Origin of the sequence: Nostoc sp. (genome assembly GCF_036916575.1) — a bacterium.
GTDB lineage: Bacteria > Cyanobacteriota > Cyanobacteriia > Cyanobacteriales > Nostocaceae > Nostoc.
This window is the reverse complement of record NZ_JBALGC010000001.1, coordinates 70,974-95,240: the sequence shown is the minus strand read 5'-3', so window position 1 is coordinate 95,240 and position 24,267 is coordinate 70,974. Positions and strand designations below refer to the sequence as shown.

Here is a 24,267-nt window from a genome sequence, read left to right as displayed (position 1 = left end):
TTTAGGTTATAAAAGCTACATAAAATGCTAAATTTACAGCAACTTCTCTATGTTAGAACCTTAAAGACTATCCAATTAATAAATCCTTGCCACTTCTCATGTCCCGAACCCTCAGGCAAAGCATCTACATTTTAAAAAGTGGTAATTATTACATATGTTTTAGGAAAAGCACTGCTAGTTACAGCTTCAGACAGCGGATCTGGTTAGATATATAAACGAAGCTAGTAAAAGTCAGGAGTCAAGAAGATGAAAAAAGTAGAAGCTATTATCCGCCCATTTAAACTAGATGAGGTGAAAATTGCCTTAGTTAACGCTGGTATTGTCGGCATGACTGTTTCTGAAGTCCGGGGGTTCGGACGCCAGAAAGGTCAAACTGAACGGTATCGCGGTTCTGAGTATACTGTTGAGTTTCTGCAAAAACTGAAAGTGGAAATCGTGGTTGACGACAATCAGGTTGATATGGTGGTGGACAAAATTATTGCTGCTGCCCGCACTGGTGAAATCGGCGATGGTAAAATTTTCATCTCGCCTGTTGAGCAAGTGATTCGGATTCGTACCGGGGAAAAGAACACAGAAGCAGTTTGAGTGCTGATAAGCTTCTGAACTATATGCCTATATATGACTTAATAAGTCACATATAGGCATATTCCCATGTCCTACTGGCTACAAGCTACGACAAAAACTTATGAAAGGCTCGCATTAGAATGCGAAGCGATTACTCAAGGACTTATGATTCTGGAGTTATATTGCTATCGTTCCCTTTTAGCATCTACTAAGAATCTCGTTTATGTAGATTACTTAACTATAGCTCCTTGGAATCGGCGCTCTATAGAAAATCCACCAATGTATAAAGGTGTTGGAAGTAGTTTACTAAAGTTCGCTATAGAACATAGCTTTGATTTAGATTACAAAGGTAGGATTGGTTTACACTCCTTACCTGGCGCAGAAAATTTTTACGCAAAATTTGGAATGGTTGATTTGGGATATGATTCCAATAAACAAGGACTAAGATACTTTGAGATTTCATCAGACTAAGCTGAGAAAATACTCAGCCAATCTAGTTAGCTGGTTAACTTGGTTGTGGATAGTCAGGAAGGGATAGGGCAATGCAGTATTTATCTAGTAATTCTTGGTTACAGTGGGCGGTTCAACTTGAAGATGAAGTAGATTGTGATGTGGCTGCGGGGCTAGATTTAGGTCAAAATTTAGCTAAATATTTGGCTAAAACTCAAGCTCATATTAGTTATGAAAAATTAATAGCAATTTTGCAGGAAGAGTTGGGTAACATATTATCGCAGGAAGAAATTGAAGAAATCGTGCAAAAAACCGAAAATGATATTTTGGATTGTCTTCAACAAAAATTCCAACATTCCAATGTAGCGTAAGGATTTGTTTATGTCATCTGAGCCAAACTCAGAAGCTAATAATGTAACTCCGTTAAGCCAAGCACGCCTCAATCGTAAGGGTATTAGCCCTATGATTGAGGTGTCAGAGAATAGGCTCAGAGATATATTATCTTCAGTTGTTAGTGATTAATTAACGCAAAAGCTGACTCGATTGGAGAACAGTATTAACAGAGTGGTAAGCCAGTTTGAGGCTGTACGAAATGGAAGCTCTGAAGATGCTGCTTTAAGAGTCACAACTAATCTCGATAATACAAATATTGCTTTGAGTGCGATTAGCCTTCCTAAAGAAGAACATTATCCCTATACATGTACTCATCTAGCCGAAGTTTTAAATATACGGAACCATGATGTTCTTCAGAGAATAAAAATCTTAAATTTACGTAACAATCCAATTTACTATATCTGTATTCCTGCTGGAAAAACCAGCTACATAAATAAATGGTCTGAAGCGACTCTTCAAAAACTTAAGGAGATAATTGCTTAACCGCACAATAAAGGTAAACAGCATTTATACTTCAAAAACTTGTGGAAAATCACTTTTAGCTTTGATACCACAAGCCTTTGTTATATTTTCCTTAATTGCTATATTTTAGTCTGACTATTCAGTAACGCCAAAACTACTAATTTTCAGATAGCTTTTCATTTCTTAAATCAGTTTTTTATCCTAACTCAGGACTGAGGACTAGACAATGTGTCTAGTTGGGGAAGTAAAGCAGCAAAAGCCTTGCCTCGATGGCTAATTGACCCTTTCAATTCCTGTGTCATCTCAGCAAAGGTTAATTGCAACTCTTGCACATAAAAAATTGGATCGTAGCCGAAACCACTATCACCACGAGGTGCGTAGAGAATTTCGCCGCGACAAATACCTTCAGATTGTAATACGATCGCACCATCAGGACGAGCGATCGCTACTGCACAAACAAATTGAGCTTGCCGATTTACCTCGTTGCCTAATTCCGTCAATACCCTAGCAATGCGTTCTGAGTCAGTTTTGGCGTAACGTGCAGAATACACCCCTGGTGCGCCATTTAGGGCATCTACTTCCAAGCCCGAATCATCAGCAATTGCCCAGTTTCCTGTGGTTTTAGCAATTTGTGACGCTTTCAAACAAGCGTTGGCGGCAAAGGTTTCGCCTGTCTCTTCAATTTCCAATTCTTCAGGTTTGAGGGTTAATTCCCAACCAGAATTTGTCAGGTAAGCTTGCATTTCCCGCAACTTACCTGGATTTCCTGTGGCTACTACAAGTAATTTGGTCATTAGTCATTGGTCATTGGTCATTGGTTATTTGTTATTGGTCATTAGTCATTTACCAAGGACAAAGGATAAAAGACAAATGACTAATGATTAATTTTACTCTGCCCACTGTTTCGCCCAAGCAAGAGTTTGATGCACTTGTTCAATTGTCGGGGCTTCGCAGTACAGACGTAAAACTGGTTCAGTCCCGCTAAAGCGAATCATTAACCAGCTTTTATCAGCGAGGCGATATTTGTAGCCGTCAATTGTCTGACAATCAATTACTGCTAACCCGGCAATTTCTGTTAAGGGTTGGGTTTGTAGTTGTTGCAAAAGACGCGATCGCACTTCCATACTTGCTAAGGGTAAATCAATGCGATCATATGCTGAACTAAACCCTGCTTGTTTCTGCAAGTAGCGATAATATTCACTTAAATCCAAACCAGATTCTACGATCGCTTCTAGAACGTACAATGCTGACAGCAGTGCATCGCGTTCGGGAATATGGCTGCCATAGCCAATTCCTCCCGACTCTTCACCACCCAGCAACACCTTTGCTGCTAACATTCTGTCAGCGATGTATTTATAACCAACTGCTGTCTCAAATACTGACAGGTTATGTAGTGCTGCTACAAGGGGCATCAAGTCAGAACCACTAACAGTTTTGACTATTTCACCAGTAAAGCCGCGTCGCAGGGTTAAGTGGTCGATTAATATCGGGATTAATACTTGGGAACTTAGGAAGTTGGCTTCTCCATCCACCGCTGCAATGCGATCGCAGTCTCCATCAAATACCAACCCTACAATTAAACCTGATTTATCAGTTTCTCGGTGAGCTTTGATGACTTCAAATAGCTGCGAAAGGTATTTAGGCAAAGGTTCCGGTGCGCCGCCACCAAATAGGGGATCACGTTCGCTATTGATTTCTTTGACCTGATTGCCTAATAGCTTCGCCAATCCGCCAGCAGCAGCGCCATGCATGACATCAGCAAATAAGGTCAATTTGCCAGAGGCGATCGCTTCTCGAATTTTGGCGATATCAACTTTACCTTCTAGGGCTTGGGTATAACTGGGCCAGGGATCGAATTTCTCTTGCTTGCCTGGGGTAGCTGCGGGTGGTACTCCTTCGAGCAACAGTGCTTCTATCTCCTTTGTGACTTCTGGCGACACCGAACCACCAAAATATCCCTTGACTTTTAAACCTAAATATGCTCCCGGATTATGACTGGCTGTAATTACTAGTGCTCCTAAGGCATTGAGTTGTTTTGCTGCCCAACTAAAAGCTGGGGTTGGAGCGTAGGTTTCACTGAGTAAAACATCAAATCCGACAGCGGTGACAGCATCGGCGACAGCACGAGCAAAATCTTCCGCCATGAATCGGCGATCATAACCGACAATTATTGTCCGGCTACCCACTGTAGAAAAATATGTATCATATAATACTTTTGCGGCGACTGGCGCGACCAGGGCTAGGCGTTCAAAGGTGAACTCATCTCCAATTACGCCCCGCCAGCCGTCTGTACCAAACTTGATTGAGTTAGCTACAACTGGCATCTAGGTATCCTAACTGTCTACTTGAGGATTCTAGCATTTATACAGTGTAGAAAGTAAAAAAAGAATATAGTATTAACATCTAAGCTATTATACTTTTAAATTGCACGATCCCTATTAAATTGCGTGCGTGCTTGTTCATACACAGACAAGTAAGAACGTGTAATTAGTTCTAAATTAAATTTTTGTTCGGCTTTCTCACGAGCGCTCGAGCAGAGTTTTTTATGCCGTTGTTTGTTCTCAATCACCCAAATAATTCCATTCGCTAAGTCCTGATCACTAAAACACTTAGCTCGATAGCCATTCTTTTGGTGATCGACAATATCTTTTAAACCTGTCGAATCAAAAGAAACTACAGGTGTACCACAAGCTAGAGATTCAGAAGCCGTTTGTCCAAAAGCTTCTTCAATTGATGGCACAATCATCACATCTGCTGCACAATAGAGAAGTACTAGTTTCTTCTCATCAAAGATTTTGCCTTGGTAATATACTTTAAAACCAAGATCGACTGGATTTTCCGGTTGAGATGCACCAAAAACAATGAGTTCTATCTTGTCTTTCCACTCACTAGAGCTTAACTTTTGCAATGCTGCTTGCAGTAGATGGAATCCCTTTCTTTTGTTACCAGTTGCGTTGAGCGCTCCGAATAAAAGCAGTTGCTTATTTTGCGGTAGGTTAAGTAAGTTTCTTGCTGTTTGACGCTCAATTGGTTTATATATACCAATATCTAACCCGTTGGGAATAACTTTGATCTGACTATTTTGAAATAGTGAACTTGACTGAGCACATTCAGCAAGCCACTTGCTAGGGGTGACAATCGTCAGTTTGAGATTTTGCCATGCTTTAGCTTTGCGCTTCCAAACCCAACTCGATAAATCAAAAGCTTGGTTACTACCGAGTAGAGGACAATTTCCACAAGATTTTGTATAGCGATCGCACCCTTTGCTATAGCAGCATCCCCCAGTGAATGACCACAAATCATGGAATGTCCAAACAATAGGCTTATTAAATCTTGCCAGAGCTTCAATTGGCACAAATCCGTCACATATCCAATGGAGATTAATAATATCTGGATTAAGAGTAGCAATCTGCGAGGTAAGATTATTGGGGAGCCACTGTAAGCGCATATATATAGGATTGCGTTTGCTATGACCATAAAGTTTTAGCGGTAAAGCATCCAAAGAAGGACGAACTTTCGATATTATTTGACCTAATTTTTTGGGGTAAGCGATTACAGTTGGATCGTCAATTTTCTTATCTTGGACTAACATCTGGGAATTAATTCCTAACTTAAGTAGTCCCTGATGTAATCTATAAGCTGCACGTGCATCTCCTGCTCCTTCTTCTGCTTTTGGATCGCAAGTATTTATCAACAGAGGTAAAACCATTTTTATATTACCTACTAGATACAGCAGATTGCAAAGAAGTGAAGTACACAGCATTGTAAGGACACAATAATGTTCATTGGTGTCAACTTAAGCTAAAAATAGCTTCATTGTTGGCTTCATCACCCGCCAGGGAATTAATTTCCAAGCTAATAGCTCAAGTTAACTGAAGTAGACTCAAGATTGCTGGAGATATTTAGTCATCTTTGAGATGACTTTTGCTATTAGCTTGGAACTGAAGTTCCTTGTAAAACAGCAGTCTTACGTTAAGTTGACACCAATGAACAATGTTATGCCCTTACCCGTGTACTTCATTTACCTAAAAAACGCTGTATCTCCAAAAAATGCTAAGTCTACTCAGGAACTGAATTTCAACAGGCGATCGCCAATCATCTACTCAGCCATTTTCAACTTAATAATCATGACTTAATACAGTTACTGTTGATAATAGTTTTTAAAGGTACGGGGTTTTTCTTCCCTGAGTAATATTTTTTCTGTTTTTTATACTCCTTAAGTCACTCTCTAGCCTGTTCTGAGCTATGTACTATTTTTTAAAAAATATGAATAAACATTAATAATCCTTAATAGTTAATACTATTAAGGATTGTTAACATGAGCATTTTTTGCTCATAAACCTGATTTTTCCTTAAAAATCATCAAGAAACTGACTAAGGCGACTGATTACGGGGTCAACCTCTTGAGGAGGGGTAGCAACAGTATAAGAAGTATTATTTACTACTTCTAATTGAGTTGGAGACTGAATGAATGATCGATCATTGACTATGAGCGCCAATTGTGCAACTTGTTGAGAAAGTTGCAGGAGATGATGTTCCATCGCCTCCAAACGATTAGATCCCTTGGCAAAAAAACGTTCCTCAAGTCCAGCCACTTGACGTTGCAGTTCACCAATTTGTTGTTCAATCGGTGTTGTTGCTGCTGTTTGTGGAGCAGGTTGTACAGCCGGTACACATAAAGATTGCCACAAGGCTTCTTTACAGAGGTCGCTGAAAGTCTTGTCTGGTTGTTTTTCCAAATAACTTTCTACTTGCGCTAACAAGCTTTCATCAGCAAGCTCTGGGTTGAACGTGACGGATTTAACTACCTTTTTTGACCATTGGAACATCAGCTTTATGCCCTAGCAGCGCGATTGGAGGATAATTGTGCCTCTCCATAAATATACTGCCCCAAAGCATTCGCCTGTCGGGAAGGTGCTGCTAAATGAGCATTAATCTTTGCTTCTTTGAGCAGACGTTGAACGTCGTCCCAGAAGAACTCACCACCCCCTCCAGTCAGAATCACATCGGTGACGCGTTCTGGCAACCAGGCTAGCACACGGCTACAGATTTCGCGCGAAAACATCTCTGTGAGGTTAGGAAGAAAATCGTCTAGGTTGGTGGGCTTGCTAGCGCCTTTAGGACGGTAATAGCGTTCACCTCTGGGTTTGTTCACAGCAGAAATCAGCGCTAGAGATTGACTATCTGCTCCCTCGATTTCGGCGGACACCAATTCATAAAACTTATTCATACCGAAGTCTTCGCTCTTAGAAGCACCTCTGGCAAAACGGAAGTTATCTACCATCAAAAGATCGACGGTTTGATGTCCAATATCGACGATCGCCACCGATATTTTTGTAAAATCGGGACTGCCAGGGCTTTTTTTCGGTTGAGCTTCAGACCACAGCAGACTGCCATAACCCTCTGGCATTACCCAGACTTTACTGACGTTCAGCGACACAGATTCGCCTCGGAAGTTCAACACATGAGGGCCACCTACTTGGCTAATCAACTGTGCTTTTTCCTTTTCAAATTGCTCTAAGGAAAGAAAAGGCAGACCCAGTACGACTGAGATATCATTTTTGAGTTTGAAGTAGCCAGCACTTGCTAACACTTTTACCAGTGCAGCCTCTACCTTAGATTGGCCGACTCCTAGATTCGCCCCAAAATCTGCTGCCAGTTGACCAACAGCATATCCATTGCCTTGATACTCTAACCACAAATCCATTAAGGGGTCAGTAGCCCTGGCTTCAAAAACACCGCCACGTACTTGTTCTATTGACATCTGCTTGACGTTGGCAGGTACGAACACTACATTACCGGGTTCGCGACTTACACAAGTTTTTGTGGAAGTTCTGCCTAAATCAACACTGAGAATAGTTTTTCCCGGAGGGTTGTTTGTGTTTGGGATGGGATTATTAACAGCATTTATGGGAGTGGATGCCGACACTCTATTCATGGGTATAGCAGCGGCATTGATTGGGGTAGCGGCAGAAGGTTGGTCTGTCATGAAAGCTCCTAGTTCAAACTTAACTGTAAAAAGTTGTCATGCTCATCTTACAAAAATGCGAGCAACCAGAAATTCTAGGTTGCGTCAAGTGTAGCTAGAAATACGCCAAAAATTAATTCCGGTGATACCTCCGATGGGCTTTGCCAACGCACATCTAGTATTATTTGGCATAGTGTAGGCGAATTTTAGCCAGATGTAACCCCTGCTTTCACTGCTTTCAAACCAAAAGCGTCCGTGTTTCATCTTCTAGTACGTCTGAACTGGCGCTTGAATATCCAGAAAACAAATACCAAAACCAGACCGCCAAGTACGATTTTGGATATAGGAGCGAGGTACTTATCCACAAGTTCATACTGACTACCCAACGCGTATCCTGAGTATGTTAGCAAACCCACCCAAGCAGCGCTACCTAAGGTTGTGTAAAACAAAAATGATTGCAAGGGCATATTGCTCATACCTGCGGGAACAGAAATCAAGGTGCGGATTCCCGGTACAAGGCGACCAATTAACACTGCTTTTCTACCTTGTCGGTCAAACCACTCTTCGGCCTTGTTAATATCTTTACTAGATATAGCCAGCCATTTGCCATACTTGTCAGCCCAAGCTTTCAAACGGGTTTCGCCTAAAAGCTTACCCGGATAATACCAAATAAGTGCACCCAATACAGAACCCAAAAGTCCTGCGAAAAACACACCAATGATATTCAGCTTTGCCCCTCCTGGTTGATATGGACTTGCTGTAAATCCAGCCACTGGCATGATCAATTCTGAAGGAATGGGGGGAAAAAGGTTCTCTAGGAACATTAGTAGGGCGATTCCCCAATAGCCAAAATAGTTGATAGTATTAGTTATCCATTCAAGCATTGAGTCAATTCCTGAAATTGCTGCACTAGTCTTGTTACTAAATTCAGCCTTAGCTTTTTTAGAAGGTAATTATCCCCGCTTGCTAGAGTCAAGGTAACTTGGCTGTACTAAAAGTTGGCATCGCAATTGAGAAACAGAGTAAGACAAGTGAAAACTAGGGGTCTGTTTGATTAATTTTGAGGGTTATAAAAGTTTGTAGTGAGTTGGCGCGGTCTTTTCCCTACAGCCCTTCTCTACGAGACGCTCCGCGAACGGGTATCCTACGGGGAGCGCTACCTCTCTTTTGGGGACAAGGGGAGACAATGCCGCGCATAGCGTAGCGTAAAGCCTTCTCTACCTTGGGCTGCGCCCTAAGCGTAGCTATGCCGCAGGCTTTACGGCATAGCTTTTTTTCTTAGGCTGCGCCAACGCTTAGAGCGAGTATTCGAGCGTCTAGGGGTTTCCACGCTACTTCCTTCAAGCCTTTTAACCCGGACAACGGAGTGGCTCCCCATGAACGACTAACTGTTTTCTCTACCAGACACTCCGCGAACGCAGCGTTAGCGAGTTATCGAGCGTCACCCGTCCTTGCGCGTCTCTGTCAGGAGAAGGGTCAGTAGCTCTAGCTTTTGAAATTGAGCAATAAATCGCTCACTACGAACCTCATAAAATTAATGAAACCAACCACTAGGTTTTGTTTTCTAATTTTTTAGATCCTCCTTAGTCGGTTTTTTAAAATGACTAAGTAGAATCTAAAGATTTGATAGTAAATTTAAAAACATACTCTCAGGTTTTCTTCTGAGGTTGATGCTGTGGGGGAGATAAGGCAGCAGGGGGAAAGAATGGAGTAAATGTTACCTTGTCCTCCTTGTCCCCCTCATCCCCTTATTCCCCTGTGCCCCTCTTCTTGTTTTACGCTGTCGGGGTCAATGATTGTACTCTTGGTTCCGCTTGCCAGTCTAATGGATTCCAAACTCGATCTTCCAGCGCCATCTGCTCAATCAAACTTGCCAGTCTCAGGGCTTTGAGAGCTTGTTCTCCACCTACTGAGGGTTGATTACCACCGTGTACACAGTTGACAAAATGTTCTAATTCTGCACTCAAGGGTTGAATATTGCTGGTGTAGACTTTTTCAATCACACCATCTTGCCTGTAAAGTACTTGTCGGTGGTCGGTGAGAGAATTGGCAGTCGTTTGTCGGTGAATCAAAATTTCATTCTTGAGAAAATCTGCCTCAGTAAATGAATTTTTGCAATGGGCGACAATCCGGCGAATTTTTCGGTGGGTGACTTTACTGGCAGTCAGAGTAGCAACAATACCATTGGCAAACCCCAAGGTGGCGGTTACGTAATCTAAATAACCAGAGTCCAAGGCGCGAGTACCGCTAGCAGTCAATTTCGTGACTGGGGAAGCAGCTAATTCCAAAAGTAGGTCGATGTCATGGATCATTAAATCTAGCACAACCGAAACATCATTTGCCCGATCCGAGTAAGGACTCATTCTGTGGGCTTCTAGCGCCAGCAATTCCTCTGTTTTCAGCACTTGGCTCAGTTCTTTAAAAGCTGGATTGAAACGCTCAATATGACCTACTTGCAAGATACACCCAGACTCAGCGGCGGCATTTACTAAAGACTCTGCCTCAGAAATACTGGCTGCGATCGGTTTTTCAATCAAAACATGAATTCCCGCGAGAAGACAGTTGATGCCCACGGCGTAGTGCAGGCGGGTGGGAACAGCTACACAAACTGCTTCCACAAGGGGTAGCAGGTCACAGTAATCTTCAAAAAAACGCACCTTGTACTTGCTGGCTGTTTCTAACCCTCGCTCGACGTTAATATCTGCCACTCCCACTAGTTCAACATCTTTCATTGAACTCAGCACGCGAGCGTGGTGTTGTCCCATGTTACCCACTCCAATCACGCCTATGCGGATCGGTCGTGGCTGGTTGCGCTGTGTATATGGATTCGGTTCTGCCACTGACATGCTATTTTGCACTATTATTCTCTCCTCAACCACCAAATTTAGAGACGCTACGGCCGTTGGCGTTTATACTCGAAAGCCAGTTACGATCCGTCTAAAACCATCCAGATGGTAACATAGAGCCTATGTTTATGAAGAATTTCAAAGTTTGTGATCGGTTCCCGTAATCCAGATATCTTTTGTATAGATAGTTCGGGTTTGCTTTGTCTTTTGCACTTTCTACAAAAAATATATGTCTTTTTATCAACTTTAAAAAATTCAGTAAGACATAAGTGTAAATTATCCAAAGTTATAAAGATCAGTTTCCTCTCTTCGGACTTCCTTCTGGGTGACAGTTAAGCAATTAATTACCGAGAGCAATATCCAATTTACACCACTAAAATTACAAAATAATCAAACAATAACACTTGTGCTTTTTTTTCAAAAAAATGCTATTGGGAATTCCAGTCACTGATTATCTGAAACGATTTTTGTATGATTATTTGCAGCATCTGTCGTAGACACGTACTCCTGCAAAGAATCAAGCTACGCAAAGCGTCTGGTAGAGAAGTGGCTTGTCACCCCTTCTTTTAAGCAAGCTACGTGCAGCGTCTCATTGGCGCAGCCCAAGGTAGAGAAGAGAAGACATCGCACCGCTTTTTGAGAGAAACTGGTATGGGTTGTTTCTTTAGAATATGTAGGGTGCGCCGTTGTTTGCCATAATTAACAGGGGTTCAGAAGTATTTTTGGCATTGCTTCCTGGCATGTTGTTAAGGTGTGATTTGGCGATTTGAAATCCAAAATTTGCAACTGAGATGAAAGCTTTAATTCTGTTATCTGGGGGATTGGACTCTTCCACAATTCTGTATAAAGCTAAGGCTGATGGCTGTGAATGTCATGCTATTTCCTTTGATTACCAGCAGCGACACCGACGAGAGTTACAGTCAGCCCTTACCGTCGCTCAAAAAGCTGGGATCGTGAAACATCAGGTGGTTAATTTTGACTTACGACAATGGGGGGGTTCAGCACTTACTGATGACGCCATTGATTTACCCCAAGAGCGTTCTCTGGATGAAATGTCTCAAAATATTCCTGTAACTTATGTTCCGGCTCGTAATACCATCTTCTTAAGCTTTGCTCTTAGTTACGCCGAAGCGATCGCAGCAGAACGTGTCTATATCGGCGTCAATGCTTTAGATTACTCTGGATATCCTGACTGTCGCCCCGACTATATCCAGGCAATGCAGGAAGTATTTCGCCTGGGAACCAAACAAGGACGTGAGGGACAACCAATTAATATTGTTGCACCCCTAATCAACTTGAAAAAAACTGAAATCATTCAACTAGGTAACCAATTGGGAGTTCCTTGGGAGCTAACTTGGTCTTGCTATGCCGATGGAGATATCGCCTGCGGTGTATGTGATTCTTGTCGCTTGCGGCTAGCAGCTTTTGCTGAATTGGGACTCGTTGATCCACTACCATATGCTTCTTGAGTTATGAGTGAGGAGTTAAAATTCATAACTCCTAACTCCTAACTTTCAACTCCTAACTCTTCTAACCGTCGCAGTTGAATTTGATGCAGGCGTGGGCCAACAATTGATACCACAGTAAATTCGAGATTTTGATAACAGAAGGTTTCGCCTTTGGCAGGAATTTTCTGTAACTGATACAGCAAAAAGCCCCCTAGTGTTTGGTAGTCTCTTGTCAAAGGCAAATTCAGATGCAAAACTTCATTGAGGTCTTCGAGGTTGATCTGTGCCTGCACTAGAAATTTTTGCTCATCTAACATCTCAATCAATAAGTCGTCGCTGTTTTCAGGTTCGCTGGCGTCGCCAATGATTTCGGCAATGACATCTTTGATTGTCACTAGTCCTACAGTAGCGCCAAATTCATTTACTACCATGACCATAGCTGGTTTCTCTTGCTGCATCATTGGCAAAAGTTCACTCAAGGACGTGTGTTCTGGAACAAACCGGACGGGACGCATCCAAGGTTGGATTTGTGTCTCTAAACTTAGCTTTCCTACAGCCAAAGGTTGTGCCAAATCCTTAAAATAAACGATGCCGCGAACATCGTCCAAAGATTCACCAATCACGGGATAGCGAGAGTAACCAGTAGAAGCCATTTCCTTGAGTAATGTCTGGAAGGTAGCATCTTTTGGGAGTGTGACAATACTGGTACGGGGGATCATCACATCTTGGGCCATGACATCCCCAAACTCGAAGACATTATTGAGCAGTTCTCGCTCCGCACGCTGTAAACCAGTAGACCCCCATTCTGTAGAGATAATCAGTTGCAATTCTTCGGGAGTCACAGGCGGTTTCCAGCCTTGACCTGTGTATTGGATGCCAAAAATACGCAACAAGCAACGAGTTGATTGGTTAAGAATCCAGATGAAGGGGCCAAAAAAACGCACGATCGCTTTTACCGAAGGCCCTAAAAATCTAGCTAACTGTTCTGAGTACAGCATGGCTAAGGATTTAGGACATAGTTCTCCGATCACAATTTGCAAATAGGCAATCAAGAAAAAGGTGATGGGAATTGATAGGGAATGGGCGATGAAGGTAGTCATCACAGTGGGTAAAGGCCAGGATTTTAACCATGCATTTACCAGCACGACAATCGTACTTTCTCCAATCCATCCCAGTGCCAAACTAGAGAGAGTAATGCCTAACTGGGTAGTAGATAGCAGTCGCTCAATACTACGTTGTAGCATATCCACAGCCATCGCTGGAATATCCCCAGCCTTAACTAGCTGGTGAATACGCGATCGCCGCAGGCTCACCATCGAAAATTCCGCCGTCACAAAAAAGGCATTTATGGCAATCAGCACTAGCACTGACAACAACCGCAGCGCCACGTCTGTCCAAATTAAATTAGGAAAACCACTCACTGCCAAAGCTCGTGTAAAACTCACGCCCTCCATTTAGGGGGATTGGGGAATGGGTATTGGGAAGAATTCAGTTCCCAGTCCCCAGTCCCCAGTCCCCAGTCCCCAGTTCCCAGTCCTCTCCTACCTTTCTACAGGAATATTTGATGCCTGTAGCTTCAATTCTTGAGCGGGATAATCAGTCAGAGCGAGTGATATCTTCTTGACATCATCAAGTGAAGCTGTGGGAATGCTCACTGTACCGGAAAATGTTGGTCCATTTGCAGGCAATTCTGTTGGTAAACCCTCTGTACTAGCACTCAGGGTTCGTCCTTTATCATCGGTAACATCTAAAAAACTATACAGGAAACGCACAGAATCCTTACCTTTGTTCTGCATTTTCACTTTCAGTAGCAAATCACCACCAGAGTAGCGGACAGATTGTACAGACATGGTTACACCCTCACTCTGGGCAGTAACCGGAAAACCTGGCTGGGGTTTTTCTTCAACCACTTCTGGGGGTTTTTCCTCTGGCTTCTGCTTGCTGCTATTGGTTTCTTCATCATCTTCCTCTAGCTTTTCTGATTTAGCAGCCTTGGTCTTACCCTCAATTCGCGCCTTGACAATTTTCAGAATCTCTTCCTCTTTTAATAACACTAGCCCTCCCTGTTGGGAGTTATTTGTCTTATTGCTGGCAAATTTGGTTGTGGGACGCCCATCTGGTGTGGTAACGCCTTTAAGTGCTGAACTCCCTAGATCGAACCCCAAAAACGCGCTCACAGAACCTGCTCCCAACATTAGGATTAACAAAATCAAAGTAAGAAGTACAGTAGAATTTATTTTCATCGCTGACAAGCTATCACCAAAGAATGCTGGTCTATTTAAGAATAGTGAAGCTTTTGACCTCAATCCTTAAAGGAACTTAATCAATATTAGTTTGCACTATTTCATGATCAAATTATGTAGTATAAAAATCTGGTAAACTATTGTCCAATATTCAAAGGTGGGAAATTTATGCTATAATTACGCAATTGGCTAAACTCAGTGCTTGAGGTATTTTCCTGAGTCTAAAATTAGCAAATGAGGTTGACCTAAGAGTTGAAGTCATTGACTCCTAGTAACCCGAAACCCAGCAAAACAAGCGCCTTTGGCCGATTGGGGAGGCAACGAACTCATAATTCGTCTTCAGGCTGGTTCGATTCCAGCAGGGCGCACTGAATCATTAAGAAGCAGTATTGTCTTATGTTACCAGACCTTCAAAGATGATTGGGACATGAGTAATACTAGATTATATTAAGTATTGACATGCTTGTTAAACTCCTCTAGTCAGGATTTAGTAATTTAGCCATTAGTCACTAGTTGCTGACAAATGACAAGGAACTAAGGACTAATGACTCCATAGGTAGGACTGTTAGGGAGGTGGTAAAGTTTCAAACCTAAATTCAGTTCCGACTTTGAGTTTATTGCTATTAAAAAAAGGAGACATCATCAGCGATGTGTTATAAGGATTTGGTAAATCAGGAGTGCGAATATAAGGATCATTGCCAACTTGCTGAGTCAGGACATCATGATATAAAGTGTTAACCAACTCAGCATCGCGGGCAATTTCATTTTCTGGGAAGGAACCACCAAAACTGGAACCAGATCCGAGAAATGAGTCTAGCTGACGCTTGAGGCTGCCATTTTCGTAGAAATTGCGATCGTGACGGAAATAAGCTTGTTCAAATACATCATTCGTAGTTTGATAATTGGGTGTTTGCGTTTGGGCAGATGCAATAGAAGGAAAAGCAACACCAGCAGCAAGCAGCACCAATAAACCACCAAAGGTTTTTAATTTTATACGCACGTTTCTGACTCCTCAATTTTTGGGCAATCTTAATTTATGCTTAATTTCAGAACTCTGATGAGTTCAACCTTTGGTGTAGCACAACTTTTAATGTTTTGTAATGACGTATCCTACTGAAACTCTTACCCATTCAGATATTTGGGCAACCACTGCTGATGTGACCACTTTGCGCCACAAGTTACTAGATTTATTTTGCCAACTTGCTTATCAAGAAGGTGATTTTCTCCTCTCTTCTGGGCTGCGTAGTTCTTATTACGTGAATAAAACACAGGTAACACTCCATCCTCAAGGCGCTTTGGCAGTTGGTCGTTTAGTGTTTCCTTTGCTACCTGTAGATACACAGGCTGTGGGTGGTTTAACATTGGGGGCTGACCCAATTGTAACAGCAGTGAGTCTAGTTTCTGTTTATGAAAACCGACCGATACCAGCGCTGATTATTCGCAAGGAAGCCAAGGGTTATGGGACGAGAGCTTATATAGAAGGCCCCAGTTTACCAGAAGGTGCAAAAGTAGTAGTTTTGGAAGATGTCGTTACTACTGGGCAATCTGCTTTGAAAGCAGTTAAGCGTCTTAAAGAAGCAGGTTATACCGTAAATCGAGTAATTGCACTGGTAGACCGCCAGCAAGGAGGAGGCGAGTTATACCAGTCAGCTGGGTTGAAGTTTGAAACTTTGTTTTCGATTCAAGAAGTTCAAGAACGCTTCCGACAAGTTGCGAATTCATGAACGACAGGACTTGTACTAATTCGTAATTCTTAATTAAGAATTACAAATTTGTAGAAGTCCTTAATATGAAACAATAGGTGTCGGCTAACTAATTAAATATCGTCTTCAGAAATTAATGTTTCCTTGTCCTTAACCTCGCCAAAATATCCGCTATTTCACACCCTTTCACTACTAATTTCTTCCTTCTTTGTCACCCGACAAAAACCCTCTTTTTAATCTCCCAAAGCCTTCTTAATTACCCATCACCTCAGACAGCACAACTACTTCAATACTAGATAACGCAGTTAACCGCCTATCATTAGTTAAAAAGGTTTCACAACCACTCAAAATTGCAGTAGCACCGTGAATCGCATTTGGTAATCTCAGATTAGTAATAGCCCGCAATCTTGCAGCTTCAATCAATATATCCCGACTGACCGCAACAACTTCCAGCACTTCTGAACTTTGCAAAGCTTGTTGATAAACAGACTGTATTTCTAGATTTCCATCCACCAAAGGTCTAACTAGCACCTCCGCTAAAGTCAGTTCACTGGTAAAAGCTCTTAAATTCCCAGCATCGATATTATCGAAAAGCTGATTTAATTCATCAATAAAATCAGCATAACCTTCTATCGCATAGATAAAAATATTAGTATCTAAATAAACTATTTCCCCCCCGAATAGCATTTACAACGACCAAGCATCCCGCTCCCTACTAATAAAATCATCAGCTTCCTGCTGTGTAGCAAAACAGCCTTTACCAGTACCAATGATACTACGTAATGATTGTTTCTTTTTCACTGCCGTCTCCACAATTACAATTATATCAACCTCAGTACCAACAGGTAATTATGATGACTGAATATTAATGACTCCACCTGGTTTAACAAGCGCCTTTTGTCTAATAGCTTGGTTCATCTTTTTATCCCCAATAATCTCTATAATGCTGCAAATCTTCTCTCCTTAATTCCCGCAACACATCACCTGGCTTACCCAAAACCTTCAGCGCACCCCCAGTTCACCTTTGGTCAACCGTTGTGGCAATAAAATGAGTGCGCGAACTTCCACGAAAATCAGGTATTAATTCCTGTTTACCTCCTTTATCAGTACATTTAAACGCATAGCTTTCAACCCGTTTATGATTATTCTTTTGACACTATTTAACGTAAATCTTTTCCATTGTTATAGTGATTAAATCAGCTTCATTAAGTTTACCGTCTTCAGTGTATTCCTCACTCAACAAAATACTTACTCCCCGGTAAAAAATATTTCCCTATCTCCTGGCTGCGATTGCTCGCCACAGTCAAGCTTTAATAGGATACTTATTGGCTTACTTAGTAAGTTGTGATTTTAACCTTGGTAATTTTTGTCTAATCACACGGAAATAAATTCTTTTAACTTAGTTTAAGGATGCGATCGCAATCTCTTACGCTGTCCCTCAGGGTAAGCGCATTTAAATTAGACTTGACAAAAAATATAGTTTATGTATTAACGAAAAAATCACTGTTTATCGTTTGTGACCACAAATAATGTTTTACTCGACATTTGTGAAAGCCAGCAGCGGGATTTGAACTCGCGACCTTCCGATTACAAGTCGGATGCACTACCACTGTGCTATGCTGGCGAGTTTAGCGTAGGCGTAGCCCACCGTAGGTATCGCTCTCAAATAGCAATCACAATTTATTATTGTACCATAATCAACTTATTTGTCTAGCTGTAATTCCTAAAAAATATCTTCATCTTCCTAAATTAGGCTAAAAGACCAGAGATTTTGGCAATATCGCTGCTTTCGTGCGTCTAGATGGTTTAAGCTGCGTAGTAATTGTGATCAAACCGAAAAAAATCAGTGATTCTGATCACTGATAAAGTTAATAAATTAATATTTATATCAAAAGCTAAGTCAAATCCTGAGCTGGACGCAAAAATATCTGGTACTTTTCTAAAACTGTACTTTTTTGACATAGCTGGTAAAGCAACAGAAATATATAATTGTTCTTTACACATCACAAGCATGGCAGCGTTGATCGGACGAGATTTATTAAGTTTGGCGGACATCAGTCCAACGGAACTTCAAGAACTCCTGCAATTGGCAACTCAACTTAAATCACAACAGTTGAAGTTGCAGTGTAATAAAGTTTTGGGGTTGTTGTTCTCCAAAGCTTCAACTCGCACGCGGGTAAGTTTTACTGTGGCGATGTACCAACTGGGTGGACAGGTAATCGATCTTAACCCCAATGTCACTCAAGTTAGTCGCGGGGAACCTTTGCAAGATACGGCGAGGGTATTAGATCGATATCTGGATATTTTGGCAATTCGCACTTTTGCACAGCAGGAGTTGGAAACTTTTGCTCACTACGCCAAGATTCCAGTGATTAATGCGCTTACTGATGCAGAACATCCCTGTCAGGTATTAGCGGATTTATTAACGATTCAGGAAGTTTTTGGCACTCTTGCTGGGTTAACTTTAACCTACGTGGGTGATGGGAATAATGTGGCTAATTCTTTGATGTTGGGCTGTGCTTTGGTGGGGATGAATGTTAAAATTGCTACCCCTAGCGGATATGAGCCAGATTCTCAAATTGTAGAACAAGCAAGAGCGATCGCTAATCACAAAACTGAAGTCCTCCTCACTTGTGATCCAGAATTAGCCGCTAAGGGAGCCGCTGTACTTTATACTGATGTTTGGGCGAGTATGGGGCAAGAAGCAGAAGCAGGCGATCGCCTGCCAATTTTCCAGCCTTACCAAATTTCAGAGCAGCTATTGAGCCTTGCTGACCCACAAGCAATTGTTTTACACTGCTTACCAGCCCATCGTGGTGAAGAAATTACCGGATCTGTTATTGAAGGTTCCCAATCACGAGTTTGGGAACAGGCAGAAAATCGTTTGCACGTCCAACAAGCTTTGCTTGCCAGTATCTTAGGAGCAGAATGAAAGGAGTTAGGAGTTAAGAGAGACGCGATTAATCGCGTCTGTACAGGAGTTAGGAGTCAGAATAGTAAGTGTGGATTGGCTCCTGACAACTTCCTGGTCAAAAATCCCAAATAAATGGGTAAAAAAAAAGAGAATATTCTTTCTTTTGCCTTTCATATTTTTACTTTTCTCTTGTTATAGGGAGTTTTTTGTAGTACTAATGTTCTAGAGACATTTATAATTACTTCCCGCAAATTTATGGAACGTCTAACGGAAGCTCAACAAGAACTTTACGAATGGTTGGCAGAATACATCCGATCGCACCAGCATTCGCCTTCAATTCGGCAAATGATGCAAGCGATGAATTTGAAGTCACCAGCACCAATTCAAAGTCGCCTAGAACATTTACGCACTAAAGGATATATAGAATGGACTGAAGGTCAAGCACGAACGATTCGGATTTTGCGTCCTGTTAAGCAAGGTATACCAATTTTGGGGACGATCGCTGCTGGTGGTTTAATAGAACCATTTACTGATGCTGTAGATCATCTAGACTTTTCTAATTTCTCATTACCTCCCCAAACCTATGCTTTGCGGGTAGCTGGCGATAGCATGATTGAAGATTTAATTGCTGATGGCGATGTAGTATTCCTGCGTCCAGTAGCAGAACCAAATCATTTAAAAAATGGCACGATCGTTGCCGCCAGAGTTGATGGATTCGGTACAACATTAAAACGTTTTTATCGCCAAGGCGATCGCGTTACCCTCAAACCAGCTAATTCTAAATACAACCCCATTGAAGTCAGCGCCATACAAGTGCAGGTACAAGGTTCACTCATTGGTGTTTGGCGTGGTTACAACTGAGTAATAAGAAAGTGATGAGTGATGAGTGATGAGTTTTAAATTACTAACTTCCAACTCCCAACTCCTAACTCCTAACCCCAACTTATTACTAGGGTTCATTACCAATTTTGTGCTTAACATATGTACCTGACGCAAAATCCAGTGCAGCAACTGTCCACTTTCCGCGAAAGTGACCACGGGGATACTCCCCGTGACGCATTTCGATTAAAATTACCATTTGTAAGGGAAAGTAAGGGCAGTTATCACACTTGGCAACCATTACCAGGATGCCCAAAAATGCCTCCATCTCTGCAATTGCGGCAATATCAGCGAGAAGCGATCACTAGCTGGTTTACCAACAATGGCAGAGGGACGCTGAAAATGGCTACTGGTAGTGGTAAAACGATTACTGCACTAGCGATCGCTTGTGAATTATATCAGCAGATTAATTTACAAGTTTTGTTGGTGGTGTGTCCCTATCGCCATCTTGTCACCCAATGGGCGCGAGAATGTGAAAAATTTAATTTGCAACCCATTTTAGCCTTTGAGAATTTACGCACTTGGCAAAGTCAACTTTCTACGCAAATTTATAATCTGCGTTCTGGTTCTCAACGGTTTGTGACGGTGATTACTACGAACTCTACATTAATTGGAGATGGGTTTGGGTCTCAACTCAAATATTTTCCCGCCAAAACTTTAATTATTGGGGATGAGGCGCATAATTTAGGCGCACCCAAGTTAGAAGAAAGTTTACCGCGTTGCGTTGGGTTGAGACTGGCTTTATCTGCCACACCGGAGAGGTATTTTGATGATTTTGGTACGCAATCTATATTTGATTATTTTGGGCCTGTTCTCCAGCCAGAATTTACTTTGAGGGATGCGATCGCTCAAGGTGCTTTGGTACATTATCTGTATTATCCGGTGTTGGTAGAGTTAACCGAAGCAGAAAGCATTGCCTATTTAAAGTTAACTAAAAGAATTGGGCGATCGCTACTGTATCGGGATCGAGAAAATGGCGAATCGGGATTTGAAGATAATGAAGATTTAAAGCCATTGTTGATGCAAAGAGCAAGATTAATTGGTGCAGCGGAAAATAAATTAACCGCTTTGCATGAATTAATGGCAACTCGCCGCGAAACTACTCACACTCTTTTTTATTGTAGCGATGGTTCACAAGATGCGGGACAACGTTCATCCCTACGTCAACTTAAAGCTGTTGCTAAAATCTTGGGAGTGGATTTAGGGTACAAGGTAAGCACTTATACGGCTCAAACAACTTTACAAGAAAGGGAAATTTTGCGCTGTCAATTTGAAAGCGGAGAGTTGCAGGGTTTAGTTGCAATTCGTTGTTTAGATGAAGGTGTCGATATTCCGGCAATTCAAACTGCGGTGATTTTATCAAGTTCTGGTAATCCCCGCCAGTTTATCCAGCGACGAGGGCGAGTTTTGCGTCCTCATCCTGCTAAGGAACGCGCGACAATATTTGACATGATTGTTTTACCACCAGATTTAGATAGAGAAACTATAGATGTTGAGCGCAATCTGTTGAAAAAGGAATTGCGTCGCTTTGTAGAGTTTGCTGATTTGGCTGATAACGCTGGGGAAGCAAGAATGAAGTTACTAGATTTACAAAAGCGATATGGGTTATTAGATATTTGATGATCAACCGCCGATAAACCTGATTCTTGATCAGCGTTCATTGGCGGTTCTAAATTTCTGATCATTTCTTTTTGTAAAAACTTTTATAATTATGAGAATTGGGTCATCTGATGTGGGAAGATAATATAATTTTAATATAATGGAGTGGAAATAAAATTTTGAAAACCATTAATATTCCATTATATTACCTGAGACAATAATATCAGAAAGTTGCCTAAAAATAAAGCTTTATTTTCAAGAAAGTTCTCAAATTTCCACCGACAATTTGCAGAAAATTAAAGATAAGACTGACAGTGGCTTTACGGATGCTATTCCAGCGTTCAAGACAGTTAAAATAAAAAAAACGTCTTTGACAACCAAGATGTCACTAGAACCAAATATTGATGATGTTCAGGAGCCAATAACCACCGCACCGCCGGAAGTACGGCAAATTATTGAGCGGGTATGGAAGCTGGAAAAAGGCAGGCTAGATAAGAAGATTAACAGCCATATAAATGATAATATTTTGGACATTATTAAGGAAGAGGTGCGATGAAGCTGACTTCAATCAAGCTATGCAACTTTCGCTCCTTTTATGGTACGACACCAGAAATGATCCTGGCTGGGGGAGATGCTCAAAATACGACAATTATTCATGGCAATAATGGCTCTGGTAAAACTAGCTTGCTGAATGCCTTTACGTGGGTATTGTATGATAAATTTAGTGCGGCATTTGCATCGATAGAGCAGTTGGTAAATAAGCGGGCGATCGCCGAAACTCAAAAAGGTCAAGCTGTAGAATGTTGGGTAGAAATTGGCTGGGAACATGAAGGTAAACGCTATCGAGTTAAACGCGCCTGTCGGGGTTACAAAAACGAAAGTGACTTTGATGCTGGCAAAACTCAATTAACCATGTGGGTTGGTGGGGACGATGGTAAATGGAATATACCAAATCAGCAACCAGACGATATAATTAATCAAATTTTACCGGCTAGTTTGCATCAATATTTTTTCTTTGACGGAGAACGAATTGAAGAAATAGTCCGTTCTGACAAAAAAGCTGAAATTGCTGAAGCTACAAAAATTTTCTTGGGTGTGGAGGTAATCAACCGTTCCATCAGACATTTGGGAGATGCTAAAAAAACTCTAGAAAATGAGTTAAAAGCTATCGGTGATTCCGAAACTAAACAACTATTACGACAGCAAGAAAAGATAGAGCGAGAGCGTGAACGCATTACCAAACGGCAAACAGAAATTAAAGAAGAGTTAGAATATCAACAAACTTTTAAAAAAGAAACAAGTAATCGGTTGCGAGAACTTAGTGCTGCTAAAGAATTACAAGAAAGATGGCAAAATTTAGAATCTCAGAAAACTGCGAATCAAGAAGAATATAAAAAAACTAAGGAAGCGCTGAAAAAAGTTATTTCCGCGCGGGGTTATACCGTTTTATTGTCAGAAACTACAGCACAGTTCCGAGGAATTATCAATGATTTGAAGCAGCGCGGCGAGTTAACATCAGGAATATCGCGGGAATTTGTGAATGATTTACTCAATTCTCAACGCTGTATTTGTGGCGCAGAATTACACGAGGGTAATCATTTTCATACTCATGTGAGTACTTGGTTAAATAGAGCAGGTTCCTCAGCGGTAGAAGAAACTGCAATTCGCATGAGTGCTCAAGTAGATGAAATTGATAAGCAAGCGATAGGATTTTGGGAAGAAGTTGATAGAGAACAAACTAGGATTAATCAGTTAAGGCAAAGCATATCCCAAATTGAAGCCGATTTAGACAATATTCAAGAACGGTTGCGAAAAGATGCTAATGAAGAAATTAGCAGTTTGCAAAAACGGTTAGATGAAATTGAAAGTAAAATTGATGAATTGAATCGAGAACAGGGTGCAAATCAGCAACAAATTGCTCAACTCACAACTGAAATTGAAGGTTTTAATAAACAAATTGCTAAACAAAAGCTGAATGAAGACAAGCAAACTTTAGCACAGCGACGGATTAACGCCACTCAAGATGCAATCGAACGGTTAACAGAAGTCCGAAATCGTCAAGAGCAACAATTTCGCCTACAACTAGAAAAGCGAGTACAAGAAATATTCACAGAGATTTCTGTAACTCCATACATTCCTAGAATTAGCGAGAAATATGAACTGACATTAGTAGAAAATACTACAGGGATAGAAGCACCAGTTGCAGCATCCACTGGGGAAAATCAGATTCTCAGTTTATCTTTTATTGCCAGCATCATTGACAAAGTACGGGAATGGAGTGAAAAGCGGAAAATGATGATGATTCCCGATAGTAGTACTTTCCCAATTGTCATGGATTCACCCTTTGGTAGTTTGGATGAAAATTCGCGGCGACACATTGCTAAAACAATTCCCCAATTAGCGAATCAGTTGATAGTTTTAGTTACTAAGACTCAGTGGCGGGGTGAAGTAGAAGTAGAAATGACAGACAGAATTGGTAGAGAATATGTGCTTACGTATTATTCATCTAAGCCGGATTGCGAACAAGATTATATTGAGTTGGGTGGAGAAAGATATCCTTTGGTGAAACAAAGTCCGAACGAGTTTGAATATACGGAAATTATGGAAGTTAAACGGGATAGGTAATTATCACGCATAGACGTAGAGAAAGACTTTTGCAAGGAATCTTATGATTTCGCGCATTCGCCGTTAGGCGTTCTTGTAGAGTAGGCGCAAAGGTTTTTTACAGAACTGACGGAAAATACCTCTCAAACTCAATACGCTTGGGTTAAGGCTAAAACTCTTTCTTCAAGTCAACT

The 24,267-nt window shown here is 41.4% G+C and carries 22 protein-coding genes and 2 tRNA genes; 12 read left to right on the top strand and 12 right to left on the bottom strand.

Going from position 1 to position 24,267, the window contains the following annotated elements; genetic code table 11:
- The first annotated feature begins 246 nt into the window (after positions 1-246).
- The 4 genes from V7L29_RS00430 to V7L29_RS00415 all read left to right on the top strand — a co-directional run bounded on the left by V7L29_RS00430 (position 247) and on the right by V7L29_RS00415 (position 1,890).
- A complete protein-coding gene (locus V7L29_RS00430; RefSeq protein ID WP_012410794.1) occupies positions 247-585 on the top strand; it encodes a P-II family nitrogen regulator in 339 nt (112 codons plus the stop codon).
- A 66-nt stretch (positions 586-651) separates the two neighbouring features.
- Entirely contained in the window at positions 652-1,035 is a 384-nt protein-coding gene (locus V7L29_RS00425) for a GNAT family N-acetyltransferase (RefSeq protein ID WP_334734163.1), read from the top strand.
- Positions 1,036-1,106: 71 nt separating this feature from the next.
- The gene (locus V7L29_RS00420; protein ID WP_229462136.1) at positions 1,107-1,385 is read left to right on the top strand and encodes a hypothetical protein; all 279 of its coding nucleotides are present in this window, start codon (positions 1,107-1,109) and stop codon (positions 1,383-1,385) included.
- A gap of 193 nt (positions 1,386-1,578) precedes the next feature.
- Positions 1,579-1,890, top strand: coding sequence for a hypothetical protein (locus V7L29_RS00415; RefSeq protein ID WP_334734162.1), 312 nt, complete (start codon positions 1,579-1,581; stop codon positions 1,888-1,890).
- Between the two features lie 185 nt (positions 1,891-2,075).
- Here the strand turns inward: V7L29_RS00415 and rdgB are convergent, their stop codons facing one another.
- The 7 genes from rdgB to V7L29_RS00380 all read right to left on the bottom strand — a co-directional run bounded on the left by rdgB (position 2,076) and on the right by V7L29_RS00380 (position 10,695).
- Positions 2,076-2,663 (bottom strand): RdgB/HAM1 family non-canonical purine NTP pyrophosphatase, encoded by a 588-nt coding sequence (gene rdgB / locus V7L29_RS00410; RefSeq protein WP_334689538.1) that lies wholly within the window; start codon positions 2,661-2,663, stop codon positions 2,076-2,078.
- 93 nt (positions 2,664-2,756) lie between these two features.
- On the bottom strand, positions 2,757-4,193 hold the full coding sequence (locus V7L29_RS00405) for a phosphoglucomutase/phosphomannomutase family protein (RefSeq protein ID WP_334689539.1): 1,437 nt from the start codon (positions 4,191-4,193) through the stop codon (positions 2,757-2,759).
- A gap of 95 nt (positions 4,194-4,288) precedes the next feature.
- Complete coding sequence (locus V7L29_RS00400; RefSeq protein WP_334734161.1) at positions 4,289-5,578, bottom strand: glycosyltransferase family 4 protein; 1,290 nt, start codon at positions 5,576-5,578, stop codon at positions 4,289-4,291.
- A gap of 643 nt (positions 5,579-6,221) precedes the next feature.
- Positions 6,222-6,698: a plasmid segregation centromere-binding protein ParR gene (locus V7L29_RS00395; protein WP_334734160.1), complete on the bottom strand. Its 477-nt coding sequence runs from the start codon at positions 6,696-6,698 to the stop codon at positions 6,222-6,224.
- Positions 6,699-6,703: 5 nt separating this feature from the next.
- Positions 6,704-7,858, bottom strand: a complete 1,155-nt coding sequence (locus V7L29_RS00390; protein WP_334689542.1) for a ParM/StbA family protein — start codon at positions 7,856-7,858, stop codon at positions 6,704-6,706.
- Positions 7,859-8,097: 239 nt separating this feature from the next.
- On the bottom strand, positions 8,098-8,721 hold the full coding sequence (locus tag V7L29_RS00385; protein WP_334734159.1) for a DedA family protein: 624 nt from the start codon (positions 8,719-8,721) through the stop codon (positions 8,098-8,100).
- A gap of 891 nt (positions 8,722-9,612) precedes the next feature.
- Positions 9,613-10,695 (bottom strand): Gfo/Idh/MocA family oxidoreductase, encoded by a 1,083-nt coding sequence (locus V7L29_RS00380; RefSeq protein ID WP_334734158.1) that lies wholly within the window; start codon positions 10,693-10,695, stop codon positions 9,613-9,615.
- A gap of 779 nt (positions 10,696-11,474) precedes the next feature.
- On the opposite strand from V7L29_RS00380, the gene queC reads away from it, so the two are divergent.
- Positions 11,475-12,152, top strand: coding sequence for a 7-cyano-7-deazaguanine synthase QueC (gene queC / locus V7L29_RS00375; protein ID WP_334734157.1), 678 nt, complete (start codon positions 11,475-11,477; stop codon positions 12,150-12,152).
- Between the two features lie 38 nt (positions 12,153-12,190).
- Here the strand turns inward: queC and V7L29_RS00370 are convergent, their stop codons facing one another.
- Positions 12,191-13,585, bottom strand: a complete 1,395-nt coding sequence (locus V7L29_RS00370; protein ID WP_334734156.1) for a hemolysin family protein — start codon at positions 13,583-13,585, stop codon at positions 12,191-12,193.
- Between the two features lie 87 nt (positions 13,586-13,672).
- The gene (locus V7L29_RS00365) at positions 13,673-14,374 is read right to left on the bottom strand and encodes a hypothetical protein (RefSeq protein WP_334734155.1); all 702 of its coding nucleotides are present in this window, start codon (positions 14,372-14,374) and stop codon (positions 13,673-13,675) included.
- A gap of 295 nt (positions 14,375-14,669) precedes the next feature.
- On the opposite strand from V7L29_RS00365, the gene V7L29_RS00360 reads away from it, so the two are divergent.
- Positions 14,670-14,742, top strand: a tRNA-Ile gene (locus V7L29_RS00360).
- Positions 14,743-14,939: 197 nt separating this feature from the next.
- On the opposite strand, the gene V7L29_RS00355 is transcribed toward V7L29_RS00360, so the two are convergent.
- Positions 14,940-15,374: a hypothetical protein gene (locus V7L29_RS00355; protein ID WP_334689370.1), complete on the bottom strand. Its 435-nt coding sequence runs from the start codon at positions 15,372-15,374 to the stop codon at positions 14,940-14,942.
- Positions 15,375-15,474: 100 nt separating this feature from the next.
- Between V7L29_RS00355 and pyrE the strand changes: the two genes are divergently transcribed.
- Positions 15,475-16,098 (top strand): orotate phosphoribosyltransferase, encoded by a 624-nt coding sequence (gene pyrE / locus V7L29_RS00350; protein ID WP_334689369.1) that lies wholly within the window; start codon positions 15,475-15,477, stop codon positions 16,096-16,098.
- A 231-nt stretch (positions 16,099-16,329) separates the two neighbouring features.
- Here pyrE and V7L29_RS00345 read toward each other — a convergent pair whose 3' ends face one another.
- Positions 16,330-16,764: a type II toxin-antitoxin system VapC family toxin gene (locus V7L29_RS00345; RefSeq protein WP_334689368.1), complete on the bottom strand. Its 435-nt coding sequence runs from the start codon at positions 16,762-16,764 to the stop codon at positions 16,330-16,332.
- 865 nt (positions 16,765-17,629) lie between these two features.
- A tRNA-Thr gene (locus V7L29_RS00340) sits at positions 17,630-17,701 on the bottom strand.
- Positions 17,702-18,088: 387 nt separating this feature from the next.
- Here V7L29_RS00340 and argF point away from each other — a divergent pair.
- The 5 genes from argF (at position 18,089) to V7L29_RS00315 (ending at position 24,094) form a co-directional block, all read left to right on the top strand.
- Positions 18,089-19,009 carry an ornithine carbamoyltransferase gene (gene argF / locus V7L29_RS00335; RefSeq protein ID WP_334689375.1) on the top strand — a complete coding sequence of 307 codons (921 nt, stop codon included), beginning with the start codon at positions 18,089-18,091 and terminating at the stop codon, positions 19,007-19,009.
- A 237-nt stretch (positions 19,010-19,246) separates the two neighbouring features.
- On the top strand, positions 19,247-19,852 hold the full coding sequence (lexA, locus tag V7L29_RS00330) for a transcriptional repressor LexA (protein WP_334689367.1): 606 nt from the start codon (positions 19,247-19,249) through the stop codon (positions 19,850-19,852).
- Positions 19,853-19,972: 120 nt separating this feature from the next.
- Positions 19,973-21,490: a DNA phosphorothioation system restriction enzyme gene (locus V7L29_RS00325; protein WP_334734154.1), complete on the top strand. Its 1,518-nt coding sequence runs from the start codon at positions 19,973-19,975 to the stop codon at positions 21,488-21,490.
- A 361-nt stretch (positions 21,491-21,851) separates the two neighbouring features.
- Positions 21,852-22,025 carry a hypothetical protein gene (locus tag V7L29_RS00320; protein WP_334734153.1) on the top strand — a complete coding sequence of 58 codons (174 nt, stop codon included), beginning with the start codon at positions 21,852-21,854 and terminating at the stop codon, positions 22,023-22,025.
- Entirely contained in the window at positions 22,022-24,094 is a 2,073-nt protein-coding gene (locus tag V7L29_RS00315; RefSeq protein ID WP_334734152.1) for an AAA family ATPase, read from the top strand. The genes V7L29_RS00320 and V7L29_RS00315 overlap by 4 nt, the downstream gene beginning before the upstream one ends.
- The last annotated feature ends 173 nt before the right edge of the window (positions 24,095-24,267 follow it).

Bases quoted from the DNA above. Each gene is read 5' to 3' on its own strand.
- lexA (WP_334689367.1), top strand. From the start codon at position 19,247: ATGGAACGTCTAACGGAAGCTCAACAAGAACTTTACGAATGGTTGGCA.
- V7L29_RS00405 (WP_334689539.1), bottom strand. From the start codon at position 4,193: ATGCCAGTTGTAGCTAACTCAATCAAGTTTGGTACAGACGGCTGGCGG.
- V7L29_RS00420 (WP_229462136.1), top strand. From the start codon at position 1,107: ATGCAGTATTTATCTAGTAATTCTTGGTTACAGTGGGCGGTTCAACTT.
- rdgB (WP_334689538.1), bottom strand. From the start codon at position 2,663: ATGACCAAATTACTTGTAGTAGCCACAGGAAATCCAGGTAAGTTGCGG.
- V7L29_RS00315 (WP_334734152.1), top strand. From the start codon at position 22,022: ATGAAGCTGACTTCAATCAAGCTATGCAACTTTCGCTCCTTTTATGGT.
- V7L29_RS00425 (WP_334734163.1), top strand. From the start codon at position 652: ATGTCCTACTGGCTACAAGCTACGACAAAAACTTATGAAAGGCTCGCA.
- V7L29_RS00365 (WP_334734155.1), bottom strand. From the start codon at position 14,374: ATGAAAATAAATTCTACTGTACTTCTTACTTTGATTTTGTTAATCCTA.
- argF (WP_334689375.1), top strand. From the start codon at position 18,089: ATGGCAGCGTTGATCGGACGAGATTTATTAAGTTTGGCGGACATCAGT.
- V7L29_RS00400 (WP_334734161.1), bottom strand. From the start codon at position 5,578: ATGGTTTTACCTCTGTTGATAAATACTTGCGATCCAAAAGCAGAAGAA.
- V7L29_RS00325 (WP_334734154.1), top strand. From the start codon at position 19,973: ATGTACCTGACGCAAAATCCAGTGCAGCAACTGTCCACTTTCCGCGAA.
- queC (WP_334734157.1), top strand. From the start codon at position 11,475: ATGAAAGCTTTAATTCTGTTATCTGGGGGATTGGACTCTTCCACAATT.
- V7L29_RS00385 (WP_334734159.1), bottom strand. From the start codon at position 8,721: ATGCTTGAATGGATAACTAATACTATCAACTATTTTGGCTATTGGGGA.
- V7L29_RS00320 (WP_334734153.1), top strand. From the start codon at position 21,852: ATGTCACTAGAACCAAATATTGATGATGTTCAGGAGCCAATAACCACC.
- V7L29_RS00390 (WP_334689542.1), bottom strand. From the start codon at position 7,858: ATGACAGACCAACCTTCTGCCGCTACCCCAATCAATGCCGCTGCTATA.
- V7L29_RS00370 (WP_334734156.1), bottom strand. From the start codon at position 13,585: ATGGAGGGCGTGAGTTTTACACGAGCTTTGGCAGTGAGTGGTTTTCCT.
- pyrE (WP_334689369.1), top strand. From the start codon at position 15,475: ATGACGTATCCTACTGAAACTCTTACCCATTCAGATATTTGGGCAACC.
- V7L29_RS00395 (WP_334734160.1), bottom strand. From the start codon at position 6,698: ATGTTCCAATGGTCAAAAAAGGTAGTTAAATCCGTCACGTTCAACCCA.
- V7L29_RS00345 (WP_334689368.1), bottom strand. From the start codon at position 16,764: ATGCTATTCGGGGGGGAAATAGTTTATTTAGATACTAATATTTTTATC.
- V7L29_RS00430 (WP_012410794.1), top strand. From the start codon at position 247: ATGAAAAAAGTAGAAGCTATTATCCGCCCATTTAAACTAGATGAGGTG.